The organism is uncultured Jatrophihabitans sp. (assembly GCF_964252635.1).
GTDB lineage: Bacteria > Actinomycetota > Actinomycetes > Mycobacteriales > Jatrophihabitantaceae > Jatrophihabitans.
On sequence record NZ_CAXUNP010000029.1, the window covers coordinates 32,822 to 48,244 of the forward strand.

Annotated in this window: 14 protein-coding genes; 4 read left to right on the plus strand and 10 right to left on the minus strand. The window is 72.1% G+C overall.

What is annotated here, in order from left to right; translation table 11 throughout:
- The first annotated feature begins 32 nt into the window (after window positions 1-32).
- Window positions 33-2,156: a prolyl oligopeptidase family serine peptidase gene (locus ACFFCA_RS13460; protein ID WP_375485606.1), complete on the plus strand. Its 2,124-nt coding sequence runs from the start codon at window positions 33-35 to the stop codon at window positions 2,154-2,156.
- A 10-nt stretch (window positions 2,157-2,166) separates the two neighbouring features.
- Here ACFFCA_RS13460 and ilvC read toward each other — a convergent pair whose 3' ends face one another.
- Genes ilvC through ACFFCA_RS13475 form a run of 3 tightly spaced genes read right to left on the minus strand, consistent with a single transcriptional unit; the run spans window position 2,167 to window position 5,606 of the window.
- Window positions 2,167-3,195, minus strand: coding sequence for a ketol-acid reductoisomerase (ilvC, locus tag ACFFCA_RS13465; protein ID WP_375485608.1), 1,029 nt, complete (start codon window positions 3,193-3,195; stop codon window positions 2,167-2,169).
- Window positions 3,196-3,234: 39 nt separating this feature from the next.
- Window positions 3,235-3,759: an acetolactate synthase small subunit gene (gene ilvN, locus ACFFCA_RS13470; RefSeq protein ID WP_375485610.1), complete on the minus strand. Its 525-nt coding sequence runs from the start codon at window positions 3,757-3,759 to the stop codon at window positions 3,235-3,237.
- Window positions 3,760-3,764: 5 nt separating this feature from the next.
- Window positions 3,765-5,606 carry an acetolactate synthase large subunit gene (locus ACFFCA_RS13475; RefSeq protein WP_375485611.1) on the minus strand — a complete coding sequence of 614 codons (1,842 nt, stop codon included), beginning with the start codon at window positions 5,604-5,606 and terminating at the stop codon, window positions 3,765-3,767.
- Between the two features lie 415 nt (window positions 5,607-6,021).
- On the opposite strand from ACFFCA_RS13475, the gene ACFFCA_RS13480 reads away from it, so the two are divergent.
- Window positions 6,022-6,630, plus strand: a complete 609-nt coding sequence (locus ACFFCA_RS13480; protein ID WP_375485613.1) for a CAP domain-containing protein — start codon at window positions 6,022-6,024, stop codon at window positions 6,628-6,630.
- Between the two features lie 81 nt (window positions 6,631-6,711).
- On the opposite strand, the gene ilvD is transcribed toward ACFFCA_RS13480, so the two are convergent.
- Window positions 6,712-8,421 carry a dihydroxy-acid dehydratase gene (ilvD, locus tag ACFFCA_RS13485; RefSeq protein ID WP_375485615.1) on the minus strand — a complete coding sequence of 570 codons (1,710 nt, stop codon included), beginning with the start codon at window positions 8,419-8,421 and terminating at the stop codon, window positions 6,712-6,714.
- A gap of 56 nt (window positions 8,422-8,477) precedes the next feature.
- On the opposite strand from ilvD, the gene ACFFCA_RS13490 reads away from it, so the two are divergent.
- Window positions 8,478-8,924: a PH domain-containing protein gene (locus tag ACFFCA_RS13490; RefSeq protein WP_375485617.1), complete on the plus strand. Its 447-nt coding sequence runs from the start codon at window positions 8,478-8,480 to the stop codon at window positions 8,922-8,924.
- Window positions 8,925-8,961: 37 nt separating this feature from the next.
- Here ACFFCA_RS13490 and ACFFCA_RS13495 read toward each other — a convergent pair whose 3' ends face one another.
- On the minus strand, window positions 8,962-9,876 hold the full coding sequence (locus ACFFCA_RS13495) for a 2-hydroxyacid dehydrogenase (RefSeq protein WP_375485619.1): 915 nt from the start codon (window positions 9,874-9,876) through the stop codon (window positions 8,962-8,964).
- Window positions 9,877-10,020: 144 nt separating this feature from the next.
- On the opposite strand from ACFFCA_RS13495, the gene ACFFCA_RS13500 reads away from it, so the two are divergent.
- Complete coding sequence (locus tag ACFFCA_RS13500) at window positions 10,021-11,238, plus strand: PQQ-dependent sugar dehydrogenase (protein ID WP_375485621.1); 1,218 nt, start codon at window positions 10,021-10,023, stop codon at window positions 11,236-11,238.
- Between the two features lie 10 nt (window positions 11,239-11,248).
- Here ACFFCA_RS13500 and ACFFCA_RS13505 read toward each other — a convergent pair whose 3' ends face one another.
- The 5 genes from ACFFCA_RS13505 to gatB form a co-directional block, all read right to left on the minus strand.
- On the minus strand, window positions 11,249-12,073 hold the full coding sequence (locus tag ACFFCA_RS13505; protein WP_375485623.1) for a class I SAM-dependent methyltransferase: 825 nt from the start codon (window positions 12,071-12,073) through the stop codon (window positions 11,249-11,251).
- A 21-nt stretch (window positions 12,074-12,094) separates the two neighbouring features.
- Window positions 12,095-12,589, minus strand: a complete 495-nt coding sequence (locus ACFFCA_RS13510; RefSeq protein WP_375485625.1) for a hypothetical protein — start codon at window positions 12,587-12,589, stop codon at window positions 12,095-12,097.
- 5 nt (window positions 12,590-12,594) lie between these two features.
- Window positions 12,595-13,716 (minus strand): hypothetical protein, encoded by a 1,122-nt coding sequence (locus ACFFCA_RS13515; RefSeq protein ID WP_375485627.1) that lies wholly within the window; start codon window positions 13,714-13,716, stop codon window positions 12,595-12,597.
- Between the two features lie 2 nt (window positions 13,717-13,718).
- Window positions 13,719-14,174, minus strand: coding sequence for a hypothetical protein (locus ACFFCA_RS13520; RefSeq protein ID WP_375485629.1), 456 nt, complete (start codon window positions 14,172-14,174; stop codon window positions 13,719-13,721).
- Window positions 14,171-15,423: Asp-tRNA(Asn)/Glu-tRNA(Gln) amidotransferase subunit GatB (gene gatB / locus ACFFCA_RS13525; protein WP_375485631.1), on the minus strand; the 1,253-nt coding region annotated here is incomplete at its 5' end. The genes ACFFCA_RS13520 and gatB, both read right to left, overlap by 4 nt.

A 15,423-nucleotide genomic window follows, 5' to 3' on the forward strand; every position in this document is an offset into this window, starting at 1 on the left:
CGCCGCCGCCCGGCGGTGGCACCATCGGGGCCATGACCGACTCGGTGCCCCGCCTGGCGGCGCGGACGATGAACTTCCGGCTGGGCGTTCCGCGCGCGTTCCAGGTCAGCCCGGACGGTGCGCGCGTGTTCTTCCTCCGTGCGGTGTCCGGCACCTCACGCTCACACGCGCTCTACGTCCACGACGTGGCGAGCGGGAGCGAACGGCTGCTGGCCGACCCGGCCGACCTGCTCGCCGACGAGGAGCAGCTGACGCCGACCGAGCGGGCCCGTCGTGAGCGGATGCGGATCAGCAGCTCCGGGATCGTCTCGTTCAGCGTCGACCGCGAGGGCAGAACCGTTGCGTTCACCCTGTCGTCGCGGCTGTTCGTGGTCGATGCCGCGCACGGTGAGCCGCGCGAACTGCCGACGTCGGCCGCGGTGCTGGTTCCGCGCATCGACCCGACCGGGCGACGCGTCGCCTACGCCGGTGACCGCGGCCTGCACGTCGTCGACCTCACGTCCGGCCAGGACACCGTGCTCGTCGCCCCCGACCCGTCCGAGCCGGACGACGTGGTCTGGGGCCTGGCCGAGTTCATCGCCGGCGAGGAGCTCGATCGCGGCGAGGGGTTCTGGTGGGCCCCGGACGGCGAGTCGCTGCTCGTCGAGCGCTACGACGAGTCGCCCGTGGCGGTGTGGCACATCAGCGACCCGGCCTTCCCCGAACGCCCACCCGCACGGGTGCGCTACCCGCAGTGCGGTACGGCCAACGCGGTGGTCGGCCTCGCCGTCGTGTCCCTGACCGGTGGGCGGGTCGACGTCGACTGGCGTTCGGACACCGCGCTGGACGGGCACGTCCTGGAGTACCTGGCCCATGTCGGGTGGGACGGCCCGCAGCCGGTGCTGACGCTGCTCACCCGCGATCAGCAGCGCCTCGAGTACCGCACGGTCGACGTGGCCGGCGGAGCGACCCGACTGCTGCGTGCCGTCACCGACGACGCCTACGTCGAGCTGGTGCCCGGCACTCCGCGCCGGCTCGACGACGGGCGGCTGCTGCACTCGGTCGACGTCGGCGAGACCCGCCGGCTCTATCTCGACGACGAGCCGTTCACCCCGCCCGCCGTCCTGGTGCGCGAGGTCCTCGCGGTCGAGGACGACGCGGTGCTTGCCCAGGTCGTTTCGGGCGTGGGGTCGGTCGCGGTCGCCCGCCTGGGGTTCGACGGCGGCGTCGAGCTGCTCAGCGACGACGGCGGGGTGGCGAGCGCCGCGGTCGGCGGGGACACGCTGGTGCTGGCCCAGGAGGGCCCGCACGAGGTCGGTACGACCACGACCGTCCGCGCCGGCGGCACGGCGACGGCGACGGCGACGGCGACGGCGGCAACTATTGCGTCCGTCGCCGAGGTGTCGCCGTTGACCCCGGTGCTGCACACCGAGGCGCTCGGACCGCACGAGTTGCACACCACGGTGCTGTTCCCGACCGGCCACGTGCCCGGCTCGCGACGCCTGCCCATCCTGCTCGACCCGTACGGCGGGCCGCACGGCCAGCGCGTCGTGAGCTCCGCCCGTGCCCACCTGGTCTCGCAGTGGTTCGCCGACCAGGGCTTCGCCGTCGTGGTCTGCGACGGTCGCGGCACGCCGGGTCGCGGGCCGGCGTGGGAGCGGCTGGCCCGCTTCGACCGGGCCGGCACCGCCGACGACCAGGCCGAGGCGGTGGGGCTGGTCGCCGCCCGCTTCCCGGACGACGTCGACGCGGGACGCGTCGGGATCCGCGGCTGGTCCTTCGGCGGTTACCTGGCCGCGCTGTGCGTCCTGCGGCACCCCGACGTCATCCACGCCGCGGTGGCCGGCGCGCCCACGACCGACGAGCGGCTCTACGACACCTGTTACAGCGAGCGCTACCTCGGCCACCCCGACGAGCACCCGCACGTCTACGAGGCCAACAGCCTCGTGCCGCTGGCCCCGCAGCTGCGCCGACCGTTGATGATCATCCACGGGCTGGCCGACGACAACGTCTACGTCGCGCACTCGCTGCGGCTGTCGAGCGCGTTGCTCGCCGCCGGCCGCCCGCACGAGGTGCTGCCGCTCACCGGCATCACCCACCTGGCCGGCGACGAGGTCGTCGCCGAGAACCTGCTGCTGCTGCAGCTGGACTTCCTGCGCCGCTCCCTGGGCGGGTGAGCAGCGCGGGTCAGCGTGCCGCGGTGCCCTCGGTGTAGTCGTCGTCGGAGGTGACCCAGCTCATCAGGCCACGCAGCTTGCGCCCGGTGGTCTCGATCGGGTGCTGCTCGCCCCTCGCACGCAGTTCCTTGAACTCCGGCGCGCCGGCGTCCTGGTCGGCGATGAAGCGGGCCGCGAACGTCCCGTCCTGGATGTCCTTGAGCACGGCCTGCATGTTCTGCTTCACGTGCGCATCGATGACCCGCGGCCCGGACACGTAGTCGCCGTACTCGGCGGTGTCGGAGATCGACCAGCGCTGCTTGGCGATGCCGCCCTCGTACATCAGGTCGACGATGAGCTTGAGCTCGTGCAGGCATTCGAAGTAGGCGATCTCCGGGGCGTAACCCGCCTCGGTGAGCGTCTCGAAGCCGTACATCACCAGCTGGGAGGCACCGCCGCACAGCACGGCCTGCTCACCGAACAGGTCGGTCTCGGTCTCCTCGGTGAACGTCGTCCGGATCGCTCCCGCGCGGGTGCCGCCGATGGCCTTCGCGTAGGACAGCGCGAGCTCGAGGGCGTGACCGGTGGCGTCCTGCTCGACGGCGACGAGCACGGGAACGCCCTTGCCGTCGACGTACTGCCGGCGCACCAGGTGCCCGGGACCCTTCGGTGCGACCATCGCGACGTCGACCGAGGCCGGCGGCTTGATGTAGCCGTAGCGGATGTTGAAGCCGTGGCTGAAGAACAGCGCATCGCCGTCGGCGAGGTTGGGCTCGATCGACTCGGTGTACAGCTTGCGCTGCGCCGGGTCCGGAGCCAGGACCATGATCAGGTCGGCCTCGGCGCACGCCTCGGACGGCGTGACCACGCGCAGGCCCTCGTCCTCGGCCTTGGCCCGGCTCTTCGAGCCTTCCAGGAGCCCGATCCGGACATCGACCCCCGAGTCGCGCAGCGACAGCGCATGCGCGTGCCCCTGGCTGCCGAAGCCCAACACGGCAACCTTGCGGCCCTGCACGATCGACAGGTCGGCGTCGTCGTCGTAGAACATCTCCACAGCCATGGTTCTGGGTCCTCTTCCCTGGTTTCGGTTGTTGCGAAACTACGCGCTGCGATCGACCGCGCGTAGGGCGGCGTGCGTCATCGAACGCGGACCGCGGCCGAGGGCGACCATGCCCGACTGCACCATCTCGCGGATGCCGTACGGCTCGAGCATCTTGAGCAGCGCCTCGAGCTTGTCGGGGCGGCCGGTGAGCTCGACGGTGAGCACCTCGGGCCCGACGTCGGACACCTTGGCCTTGAACAGCTCGACGATCTGCAGCACGTCGCGGCGCGTCGTCTCGTCGGCGCGCACCTTGACCAGCAGCAGCTCACGCTGGACGGCCTGCTTCTCCTCCAGCTCGACGATCTTGATGACGTTGATCAACTTGTTGAGCTGTTTGGTCACCTGCTCGAGTGCAGCGCCCTCGACACTGACGAGGATCGTGATGCGCGAGACCTCGGGCACCTCGGTGGGTCCGACCGCCAGCGACTCGATGTTGAAGCCTCGACGGGCGAACAACCCGGCGACGCGGGTGAGCACACCGGGCTTGTTCTCCACGAGCACCGAGAGCGTATGGATGGACATGACCCTCAGACCCCCGTGTCGAACGTCGGACGGATGTCGCGCGCCGTCTGGATCTCGTCGTTGCTCGCACCGGCCGCCACCATCGGCCACACCATGGCGTCCTTGCCCACCGTGAAGTCGACGACGACGGGCCGGTCGTCGATCGCCATCGCCTTCTCGATGGTGGCGTCGACGTCGGCCTTGGTCTCACACCGCAGCCCGACGCACCCGTAGGCGTCGGCCAGCTTGACGAAGTCCGGGATACGCTCCGTCGTGGCGCCGGAGTGCGACTTCGTGTGGGTGCCGAGCTCGGTCTGGCTGTACCGCTGGTCGTAGAGCAGGGTCTGCCACTGCCGCACCATGCCGAGGTTGCCGTTGTTGATGACGGCCACCTTGATCGGGATGCCTTCGATGGCACAGGTCGCGAGTTCCTGGTTGGTCATCTGGAAGCACCCGTCGCCGTCGATGGCCCACACCAGCGTGTCGGGACGGCCGACCTTGGCGCCCATCGCGGCGGGCACCGAGTACCCCATCGTCCCGGCGCCGCCGGAGTTCAGCCAGGTGTAGGGGTTCTCGTAGGAGATGAACTGCGCGGCCCACATCTGGTGCTGCCCGACTCCGGCGGTGAAGATCGTCTCCGGGCCGGCGATGCGGCCGAGCCGCTCGATGACGTACTGCGGCGACAGTGATCCGTCGGCGGGGTCGTCGTACCCGAGCGGGTAGGTGTCGCGCCACTGGTCGATCTGGCGCCACCAACCGGTGAGGTCGGTGCGGTTGCCGTTGTCGAACTCGGCCTGCAGCACCGGGGCGAGCTCGAGCAGCACCTCCCGCACGTCGCCGACGATCGGCACGTCGGCGGCGCGGTTCTTGCCGATCTCGGCCGGGTCGATGTCGGCGTGGATGACCGCCGCGCCGGGGGCGAAGGTGTCGAGCCGGCCCGTGACGCGGTCGTCGAAGCGGGTACCCAGCGCGATGAGCAGGTCGGACTTCTGCAGCGCGGTCACCGCGGAGACGTTGCCGTGCATGCCCGGCATCCCCAGGTTCTGCCGGTGGCTGTCCGGGAACGCCCCGCGCGCCATGAGCGTGGTGACGACCGGGATGCCGGTGAGCTCGGCCAGCTCGGCCAGCTGCCGGGTGGCGTGGCCCTTGAGCACGCCGCCGCCGACGTAGAGCACCGGGCGTCTGGCGCCGGCGATGAGCCGGGCGGCCTCCCGGATCTGCTTGCCGTGCGGCCGGGTGACCGGGTGGTACCCGGGGAGATCCATCTTCGGCGGCCAGACGAAGGGGGCCGAGAGCTGCAGGACGTCCTTCGGGATGTCCACCAGCACCGGCCCGGGCCGACCGGTGGCCGCGAGGTGGAACGCCTCGGCGAGCGCCTGCGGGACCTCTTCGACGGACTGCACCAGGAAGTTGTGCTTGGTGATGGGCAGCGTGATGCCCGAGATGTCGGCCTCCTGGAAGGCGTCGGTCCCGATCATCGGGCGGCCGACCTGGCCGGTGATCGCGACCATCGGCACGGAGTCCATGTAGGCGTCGGCGATCGGCGTCACCAGGTTGGTCGCACCGGGACCGGACGTCGCCATGCACACCCCGACCCTGCCGGTCGCCTGGGCGTAACCCGTGGCCGCGTGGCCGGCGCCCTGCTCGTGGCGCACCAGGATGTGCCGCACCTTCGTCGAGTCGTAGAGCGGGTCGTAGGCGGGCAGGATCGCGCCGCCCGGAATGCCGAAGACGACGTCGACGCCGACGTGCTCGAGCGTGCGCACGAGGGCCTGGGCCCCGGTCAGCTCGCTGGTTCCGGCGCCGACGGGCCGGCCCGCGTTCTGACTGTCTGCATGACTGGCGGTGTGGCTGGCGGTGTGGGTCATCCCGCGTGCCCTTCTGGGTGCGACTGGCGGTGAGGTGGGAATCGGTGGGCGGCGTGAACGCAACAAAAAACCCCTCGTGCTTCAAGCACGAAGGGTGAGCGCGTCGCTGCGGGTGGGTCCCTAGGCGACGCGCGCAATAACGAGTACGAGGCGATGCATGTCGGTGACTTTACACCGGCCGCGGAACGGGCCTCAAGACGGTGGGCCGAGGTCGGTTGGTCCGACTTGTCGGACTATTTTCGGGCGATCGGTTAGGGACCATGGTCCCGCGGGCACAGTCGGTGGGACGTAAGTCCCGCGGAGGCCGCGCCGATGGTCCCGCACCACGAAGTTCATACCGTCGCACCGGGTGGGGCCGCGCGACGGGAAATCGGGGGATTTCCACTGTCAGGCTCGAGACCCCCGGATGGACCTCATGACTCTCTCCACGATCTCCTCGCGTATCTCCCCCCGCACCTCCCCGCACACTGTCGCCGCCGACAACGCCTCCGTCGCGACCGTCGCCCCGCGCCGACGCCGCCCCGTCGTCCTCGTCGCGCTGGGCCTCGCCGTCGCCCTGCTGATGCCGCTGTTCGTCAGCACCGCCAGCGCGGAGGCCCAGACGTCGACCGAGCGCAGCTACGCGATCTCGGTGCTGCACCTGCTCAACAGCGAGCGACACGCCCACCACCTCGGCGCCCTGCGCAACGACCACCACCTGGTGTCCTCGGCCCGCAGCCACAACCTGGCCATGGCCCGTGCCAACACCATGTCGCACCAGGTCCGCGGTGAGTCCGCCCTCGGGCGCCGCGTCGACCGTGCTGGCTACCACTGGACCTGGGCCGGCGAGAACATCGGCTACAACGGCCGCATCAGCCGGTCGGGCGTGCTCGCCCTGCAGCGCGCAATGTACAACGAGCGCGCGCCGTACAACGGCCACCGCCTGAACATCCTGAACTCGCACTTCAAGAACGTCGGCATCGACGTGTACATCGACCGCACGCACCACAAGTTCTGGCTGACGAGCGACTTCGGCCGCAAGTAAGGGGCACCATCCGAAAGCGCACCACAGCACCAGCGGCGAGGCCGGTCCCGGCGGGGGACCGGCCTCGCTGCTGTCACACCTTCAGTCGCAGACGGCGCCGTTCGCCGCGCTGCCCACCAGCTTCGCGTACTTGCGCAGCACGCCGTAGTCGAACTGCGGGGCCAGCGGCTTCCAGTCGGCGCGGCGGGCCTCCAGCTCGGCGGCGTCGACCTGCAGGTCCAGCGTCCGCGCCGTCATGTCCAGCCTGATGGGATCGCCGTCGCGGACCAGCGCGATCGGGCCGCCGTGGGCCGCCTCGGGTGCGATGTGGCCGATGCACAGGCCCGTCGTGCCGCCCGAGAAGCGCCCGTCGGTCAGTAGCAGGACGTCCTTGCCCAGACCCGCACCCTTGATCGCGCCGGTGATCTGCAGCATCTCGCGCATGCCGGGGCCGCCCTTCGGGCCCTCCCAGCGGATGACGACGACGTCGCCGTACTGCAGTTCGCCGGCCGCGAGCGCGTCCATCGCGTGCTGCTCGCGTTCGAACACGCGCGCCGTGCCCTCGAAGACGTCGGCGTCGAAACCGGCGCTCTTCACCACGGCCCCGTCGGGCGCGAGGGAGCCCTTGAGGATGGTCAGCCCGCCCGTGCGGTGGATGGGCTCGGACATCGACCGGATGATGTGCCCGTCGGGGTCCGGCGGGTCGAGTTCGGCCAGGTTCTCGGCCAGGGTGCGGCCGCTGACCGTGAGGCAGTCACCGTGCAGCAGGCCCGCGTCGAGCAACGCCTTCATCACCACCGGCACGCCGCCGATGCGGTCCACGTCGGTCATGACGTAGCTGCCGAAGGGCTTGACGTCGGCGAGGTGCGGGGTCTTGTCGCCGATGCGGTTGAAGTCGTCGAGGGTGAGCTCGACCTTGGCCTCGTGGGCGATGGCGAGCAGGTGCAGGATCGCGTTGGTCGAACCGCCGAGGGCCATGACCACGGTGATCGCGTTCTCAAACGCCTGCTTGGTCAGGATCGTGCGGGCCGTGATGCCGGCGTCGACGAGGGCGACGGCTGCCTCGCCGGAGCGGCGCGCGTACTCGTCGCGGCGGCGGTCCGGTGCCGGCGGGGACGCGCTGCCGGTCAACGACATGCCGAGCGCCTCGGCGGCGCTGGCCATCGTGTTGGCGGTGTACATGCCGCCGCAGGCGCCCTCTCCGGGGCAGATCGCCCGCTCGACGGCGTCGACCTCCTCGCGCGTGATGTGCCCGGCCAGGCAGGCCCCGACCGCTTCGAAGGCGTCGATGATGGTGACGGTGCGGTCGCCCAGCTTGCCGGGCAGCGTGGAACCGGCGTAGAGGAACACGGCGGCGACGTCGAGGCGGGCCGCGGCCATGAGCATGCCCGGCAGCGACTTGTCGCACCCGGCGAGCAGGACGCCGCCGTCGAGCTGCTCGGCGCGGAACACCGTCTCGACCGAGTCGGTGATGACCTCACGCGAGACCAGCGAGTAATGCATGCCCGAGTGGCCCATCGAGATGCCGTCGGACACCGAGATGGTGCCGAACTCGAGCGGGAAACCGTCGGCGGCCCGCACGCCGTCCTTCGCCGCCTTCGCCAGCCGGTCGAGCGAGAGGTTGCACGGCGTGATCTCGTTCCACGACGACGCGACGCCGATCTGCGGCTTGCGCCAGTCGTCGTCGCCCATGCCGACGGCGCGCAGCATGCCGCGGGCGGCGGCGCGCTCCACGCCGTCCGTGACGATGGAGCTGTGCGGCTTGCGGTGCACGGGGCGGTCGGGCTGGGTCGGTGGCTGCTCGCTGCTCACGCCTGAAAACCTTACGGGTACCGTTTCGGCGTGTACGCACTCGTTCCGGATCTACCGTGGCCGATGTAGCGCCCGGGGTCCGCGTGTTCCGGCTGCCCGGGCTCACCTGGGTCCCGGTGCTGTTCCTCTGGGTCGGTGCGATCCCGCTGGCGTTCACCACCAGCTCGGCGCAGGGCGCCGCCGCGCACGTCGGCTACGGCGCGCTCGTGCTGGTGATCCCGGTGGTGGTGACCGTCTTCGTGGCGCGCACGGCCACGGTCGTGAACGCGGCCGGCATGCTGGTCCGTGCGCCGTTCGGACGCCGGGTGCTTCCCTGGGACGAGGTGCGGGGGCTGTCGGTGACCGGACGGGCCGTGTACGCGGTCGTGCGCGACGGAGCGATCCGACTCCCCTGCGTGCGCGTGTCGATGTTGTCCGAGGTCGCGCGCGCCAGCGGCGGGCGGCTGCCGGAGATCGCCGACCCGGTGGTGAAGCTGCCCCCCACCCGGCGCCGCCGTCGATGAGTTGCTACGCCCCCCCGCCGACCTTCGACGCCCTGGGTCAGTAGCCATCGGTGACGCGGTTGACGAGCTCGTCGCCGGTGACGTAGCGCCGGATCTGGTCGGTGACCAGGCGATACGCCCGCCGGTCCCAGCCGGTCGTACCGCCCCCGACGTGCGGGGTGAGCAGCAGGCCGGGCGCGTCCCACAGCGGGTGCCCGGCCGGCAGCGGCTCGGGATCGGTGACGTCGAGGAAGGCCCGCAACCGGCCGGCCTGCAGCTCGGCGAGCAGGGCGTCGGTGTCGACGATGCCGCCACGGGCGATGTTGACCAGGATGGCGCCGTCGGGCATGGCGGCCAGGAAGGTGGCATCGACCAGCCCCGCCGTGTCGGGCGTCTGCGGCACGGCGACGGCCACCACCTCGTGGCGGGGCAACAGGTCGGGCAACGCCGCCAGCGGATGCACGCCGTCGCGCTCGGTGCGCGCGACCATCGTCGTCTCCGCGTCGAAGACGCGTGCGGCGGCGGCGATCCGTGCCCCGATGTCACCCGCCCCGATCACGAGCACGTGCCGCCCCGCGAGACCGTCGGTGAACGCACGGTGCCAGTCGTGGCGCCGCTGGGCGTCGACGGCCTCGGGCAGCCTGCGCAGCAGCGCGAGCATGCCCGCGACGGCGAGCTCGGCCGTCGAGGCGCCGTGGATGCCGCGGCCGTTGCACAGCACGACGCCGTCCGGGACGACCGGCAGCCACGGTTCGACCCCGGCCGACACCAGCTGGACGACGCGCAGCCGGGGCAGGGCCTCGAACACGTCCCGCGAGGGCGGGGGCGTGTCGTAGCGGCCGACGAACAGCTCGATGTCCTGCGCGCCGTCCGGCGGCTCGCCGTGGCCGTCCCAGACGACGACCCGCACCCCGTCGGGCAGGTCCCCGAGCAGATCAGGGGCGTCGGCGGTCGGCACGCTGACTGTGGTCATGCGCGAACACCGTGAGCACAGGACCTGGCGGCGCGGCCTTCGGCGGCCGGAGCGGAGCGGAGGACGGTCATAGGTTCGAGCCTAGGCACGCCGGAGGCGCCCGACCCGACGGCACCCACAGGTGGGCCGTGCACACTGGAGATCATGCGCCGCGCGTCCTGCCTCGCCCTCGCCGCGCTGACGGCCCTGCTCACCGCCTGCTCGTCGGGTTCACCGGCGCAACGCTTCTCCCCCAGCCCCGGCGGCACCGAGGTCGAGGGTCAGGGCGGCGTCCACATCGAGCCGGTGCTGCCCACCCCGTCGCTACCCGGTAGTTCGTCGGGTGCGTCGTCCGGCCCGTCCTCCCGGCCGAGCAACGGCTCCAGTTCCAGCCAGCCCTCGGCCGCGTCGCTGGTCGTGGCCACGAAGCTGACGACGCCGGTCGGTATCGCCCTGCTGCCCGACGGTTCGGCGTTGGTCGGAGAGCGCACCACGGGCCGGATCGTCCGGGTGCAGCCGCAAGCGGGCAAGCCGGTGCCGACGGTGCGGACGCTCGGCGGGCTGTCCACCGTGGGCGGCGGGGGGCTGCTGGACCTCGCGGTCTCGCCGGACTACACCGAGGACAACCTGATCTACGCCTACATCACCACGCCCCGTGACAACCGCGTCGTCGACTTCACCCTGAACGGCCCCGTGACGCCGGTGGTCACGGGCATACCTCGCGGTACGAGCGACAACGCCGGGCGGATCACGTTCGGCAGCGACAAGGATCTCTACATCGCCACCGGCGACGCCGGCCGTCCCTCGCTCGCCGCGCGCGCCTCCAGCCTGGCCGGCAAGGTCCTGCGGGTCAGCGACATCGGCGAGCCGGCACGCGGCAACCCCACTCCCCGCTCCCCCGTCTTCGCGACCGGGTTCCGCTCGAGCGCTGGGCTGTGCGCCTCGAGCTCCAGCCCGAACGTGTTCCAGGTCGAGCAGCGTGGTTCGGCACCGCCCGAGATCAACGTGGTCACGGCCGGCGGCTACTACGGCTGGCCGGCGGAGAACACCGCGGCGAAGCGGCCGGTGGCCCAGGTCCCGGCCGCGGACAGCGGACCCGGCGGCTGCGCGGTGCAGGCGGGCCGGTTGTGGGTGACGTCGCTGGACGGCAAGACGCTCGTCTCCGGTGGGCTGGTGGACGCGACGGCACCGCGGGTGGGGGCGTACGCCTCGGTGCTCACCAACCGGTTCGGTCGCCTGCTGAACGTCGTCCCGGCCCGCGACGGCGCGTTGTGGATCACGACGTCGAACCGCGACGGCAAGGGCAAGCCGGTGGCCGACGACGAGCGGGTGATCCGCTACCCCCCGAGCGCGGTCGGCGGCGCGGGCGGCAGCACCACCTGAGCTGCTCGACTCACGGCGCGACGGCCTGCAGCGTGTAGGTGTGCGGCAGCCGCCACGGACGGTCCGTGAGCTGGAACTCGCCACCGCCGACGGGCCGCATGAAGCCCGGGAAGGCGTCCCACGGCACCGAGTCGTGCTCGACCAGGCCCGTGATCTGCAGGCCCTCGGCGACCAGGGCCGACACCACCTCGCCGATCCCGTGGTTCCACTCGACCGACTTCGTGTGGACGAACTCGTGCTCGGTCGCGACGTAGGAACCCGGCTCGTCCCACCGGGTCGGCTCGTCGCGCTCGAAGTACGGCAGCTCGACGACGAGCCGGCCGGAGGGGTCGGGGTCGGCGAGCGACCAGAGCATCGGGTGCCCCTCGCGCAGGAACAGCCGACCGCCGGGCGCCAGCAGCCCGGCCACGACGGATGCCCACCGTGACACCGACGGCAACCAGCACAGCGCCCCGATGCCGGTGTAGACGAGGTCGAAGGCGTGCGCCGGCAGCACCGAGAGCGCCTCGTAGGCGTCCGCCTGCACGAAGTCGATGTCGGCGCCGGCCCGCTCGGCGAGGGCCCGGGCCTGCGCCAAGGCGGGTGCCGAGAAGTCCAGCCCGGTCATCCGGGCACCGAGCCGGGCCAGCGACAGCGTGTCGGTGCCGATGTGGCACTGCAGGTGCACGCCGCGCAGCCCCGTCACCGGGCCCAGTCGCGGCACGTCGAACCGGACGACGTCCGAGAGCAGCGCCGGGTCGGCAGCGAGCCGTTCGACGGCGTAGTCGGGGGACGCCGCGTGCGCGTCGGCGCGCTCGTCCCACATCGCCCGGTTGACCTCGAGGTACTCGCTCACGACCCCTCCTCGCGTGGCGTGTCAGGCCTGGTCGCGCACCGCGCGCCGGATCTGGGTGATGTTGTCACGAAGCAGGTCCGACACCAGCTCGTCGGTGCGCGGGTCGGCCAGGACCTCGAGGATCACCCGCATGGTGGTCTGGCTGGTCAGCGCGATGATGCGGTCGTGGAAAGGCACCAGGTTGATGGCGCCCGCGGCCGGGTCGTCCTTGATCTTCTCGGCCACCATCTCCATGAGCTCGTCGCGGTTCTCCTCGAGCGCGGAAGCGATGTTGCGGGTGTAGTTGCCGGTCTGCAGCACGCTGGCGACCTCGTCGAGGACGGCGATCGTGATCGGCCGCTTGACGGTCTCGACGATGCGGTCGGACGCGCGGTTGATCAGCCGCACCACGAACGGCTCGCGCAGCCCGCGCTTGATCAGCCAACGAGCGGCCACGGCAGCCAGCACGGCCAGCACCACCACGCCCAGCGCGATCCAGAGCGCGAGCGCGACAGGGTGGTCCAGGGCCAGCGGCATGGGCCTCATCTTGCCCGGCGCCGACGGCGGACGACGCCAACCCCGGTCAGCGCCACGCCCACCGCGACGGCCACTGCCCCGCCGACCACGACGTCACGGGTCCGCGCCGAGCCCGAGCCCGAACCCCCCGACGTGGACGTGTCGGGGGGCCGCGGCGAGCTGGACGTGGTCGACGGCGCCGCGGTCGAGGTCGCCGCGGTCGAGGTCGCTGACGGGCGGGTCAGCGCTTGCGGGACAGGCACCGCGTACACGGGCTGGTCGACGCCCTCGGAGTCGACGAGCAGGTCGTCACCCCGGAACGCGATGCCCTCGCCCTGGCGCTGCACCGGCAACGGGACGCGTGTCGGGGCGCGACGCAGGGCTGACGCCACGTCACCGTCTCGCACAGACCACAGGTAGGCGTCGGCGTAGGTACGGACGGCGAGCAGGGTGCCGTCGCGCGACAGCGCGGCTCCGGTGGCGGTGACGGTGCCGAGCTCGCCCAGCGGGATCGACGTCGGGTGCGCGGTGAACGTCACGGTGCCGACGGCCACCAGGGTCTGGACGCGATCGGCGTCGGGGCGCGACGGCACCTGGTAGACCGTCGACGAGCCGAGCGTCTTGGTGATGAGGTACGCCGTGCCCTGCGGCGAGACGGCCAGCGACTCAGCGTCGACCGGGCCGCTCGGGTAGCGCAATCGCCACACGTCCGGGCGACCCGTCCGGACGGCGCGGTTCTGCGCGCCGGCCGGTACCCGTGGCTCGTCCACCCGGTAGAGCCGCACCTCGGAGCGGACGGCGTCGTTGTCGCCGGTGTCGGCGAGCCACACCGAGGGCGTGCCCGTCCGGTCGGGAGCGACGGCCAGGTCCTCCCAGTCGACGTTGGTGGCGCCCGGCACGGTGACGACGGCGGCGGTCCGCCCGGTCGTGGCGCTGACGGCGAAGAACCGGGCCGTGTCCCCGCTGTCGTTCTGGACGTAGTCGACGCCGGGCGACCGGACGCCGACGCCCAGCCCGCTGGCCTCGTCGATGCGCGGGTCGGCGATGCGGTACACGACTCCCGGCGCCGCCGACCCGGGCGGCGCGGCGACGACCAGCAGCGCGCCCACCGCGAGCAGCGCAACGACACCGGGCGCGGAGCCGGGCAAGGTCAGGGCAGGCGGGCGGCCGTGAGCCCGAGGCCGAGGGCCAGCAGGTCCTCGCCGACGGCGCCGGGCAGGTCGCTGCCGGCCCGGGCCGCGAGGGCCGCACGGGCCTGCACGCCGCCGTAGCTGGACGCCAGCGCGCCGGCCGCCCCGAGGGCGGCGGCGAGCGGCTGCGACTCCCCGCGACGGGAGGCGAGCGCGGCCGCGGCGGCAGCGCCGAACCCGAGGCGGGCCAGGATGACCGGGAAGTCGGTGCGGGCCGGCGCCTTGGGCGACTTGTCGCCGAGGGACTCGCCGACCACGGGCACCACCGCGCCCCAGAACCGGCCGGGCTTGTGCAGCAGCCGGTCGAGGCGTCCGGTACCCGCCGGGGTCAGCACGACGGCCGCCACGCCGGACTGGCTGCGGCACCCGCTCGCCACCCCGGCGAGCAGGGCCCGGACCGGCAGTAACGCGCTCATTCGGTAACCCCCAACTTGGTGAGCAGGATCTGCCGCACCGCAGCGGCGTCGGCCTGCCCGCGAGTGGCCTTCATGACCGCACCGACCAGCGCGCCCACCGCGGGCAGCTTGCCGCCGCGCACCTTGTCGGCGACGTCGGGGTTGGCCGCGATCGCGTCGTCGGCGGCCTGTTCCAGTGCGCCGGTGTCCGAGACGACGGTGAGCCCGCGTTCCGCGATCACCGCATCGACGGCGGCCACGTCGCCGTCGCCGGTCTCGAGCACGCCGTCGACGGCCTGACGGGCCAGCGCGGTGGTCAGCGCGCCGGCGGCGACCAGCTCGATGACCCGGGCCACCTGGGCCGGGGTGATGGTCAGCTCGGCGGCGTCGACCTCGGCCTCGTTGGCCTTCTGCGCGAGGTAGCCCATCCACCAGTTGCGGGCCTCGCCGACCGGCGCGCCGGCCTCGACGGTGTCGCCGACCAGGTCGACGACACCGGCGTTGGTCATCTTGGCCAGGTCGTCGTCGGACAGCCCGAGCTCGTCGCGCAGGCGCACCCGCCGGGCGGCCGGCAGCTCGGGCAGCTCGGCCTTCAGCGTCCCGACCCAGGCGTGGTCCGGCGCCATGGGCACGAGGTCCGGCTCGGGGAAGTACCGGTAGTCGGTGGCCTCCTCCTTGCTGCGGCCGTCGCGGGTCGTCCCCGTCGTCTCCTGGAAGTGCCGCGTCTCCTGCTTGACCCGGCCACCGCCGTCGAGGACGCCCGCCTGCCGGACGATCTCGGAGCGGACCGCGCGCTCGACACTGCGCAGCGAGTTGACGTTCTTGGTCTCGCTGCGTGTACCCCACTCCTCGCCCGGACGGTTCAGCGAGGTGTTGACGTCGCAGCGCAACGAGCCCTGCTCCATGCGGACGTCGCTGACCCCGAGCGTGCGCAGGATGTCGCGCAGCGCGGTGACGTAGGCCTTGGCGACCTCGGGGGCCAGCGCACCGGTGCCGGGCACCGGCTTGGTGACGATCTCCACGAGCGGGATGCCGGCGCGGTTGTAGTCGACCAGGGAGTGGTCGGCGCCGTGGATGCGACCGGACGTGCCGACGTGGGTGTTCTTGCCGGTGTCCTCTTCGAGGTGCACGCGCTCGATGCCCACCCGGAACACCTCGTCGCCGAACGGCACGTCGAGATAGCCCTCGACGCACAGCGGCTCGTCGTACTGCGAGGTCTGGAAGTTCTTCGGCATGTCGGGATAGAAGTAGTTCTTGCGGGCGAAGCGGC

What these genes read in the sequence shown, in the direction of transcription:
- ACFFCA_RS13495 (WP_375485619.1), bottom strand. Translation starts at nt 9,876, where the DNA reads ATGACCACAGTCAGCGTGCCGACCGCCGACGCCCCTGATCTGCTCGGG.
- ACFFCA_RS13475 (WP_375485611.1), bottom strand. Translation starts at nt 5,606, where the DNA reads ATGACCCACACCGCCAGCCACACCGCCAGTCATGCAGACAGTCAGAAC.
- ACFFCA_RS13520 (WP_375485629.1), bottom strand. Translation starts at nt 14,174, where the DNA reads ATGAGCGCGTTACTGCCGGTCCGGGCCCTGCTCGCCGGGGTGGCGAGC.
- ilvN (WP_375485610.1), bottom strand. Translation starts at nt 3,759, where the DNA reads ATGTCCATCCATACGCTCTCGGTGCTCGTGGAGAACAAGCCCGGTGTG.
- ACFFCA_RS13510 (WP_375485625.1), bottom strand. Translation starts at nt 12,589, where the DNA reads ATGCCGCTGGCCCTGGACCACCCTGTCGCGCTCGCGCTCTGGATCGCG.
- ACFFCA_RS13500 (WP_375485621.1), top strand. Translation starts at nt 10,021, where the DNA reads ATGCGCCGCGCGTCCTGCCTCGCCCTCGCCGCGCTGACGGCCCTGCTC.
- ilvC (WP_375485608.1), bottom strand. Translation starts at nt 3,195, where the DNA reads ATGGCTGTGGAGATGTTCTACGACGACGACGCCGACCTGTCGATCGTG.
- ACFFCA_RS13480 (WP_375485613.1), top strand. Translation starts at nt 6,022, where the DNA reads ATGACTCTCTCCACGATCTCCTCGCGTATCTCCCCCCGCACCTCCCCG.
- ACFFCA_RS13460 (WP_375485606.1), top strand. Translation starts at nt 33, where the DNA reads ATGACCGACTCGGTGCCCCGCCTGGCGGCGCGGACGATGAACTTCCGG.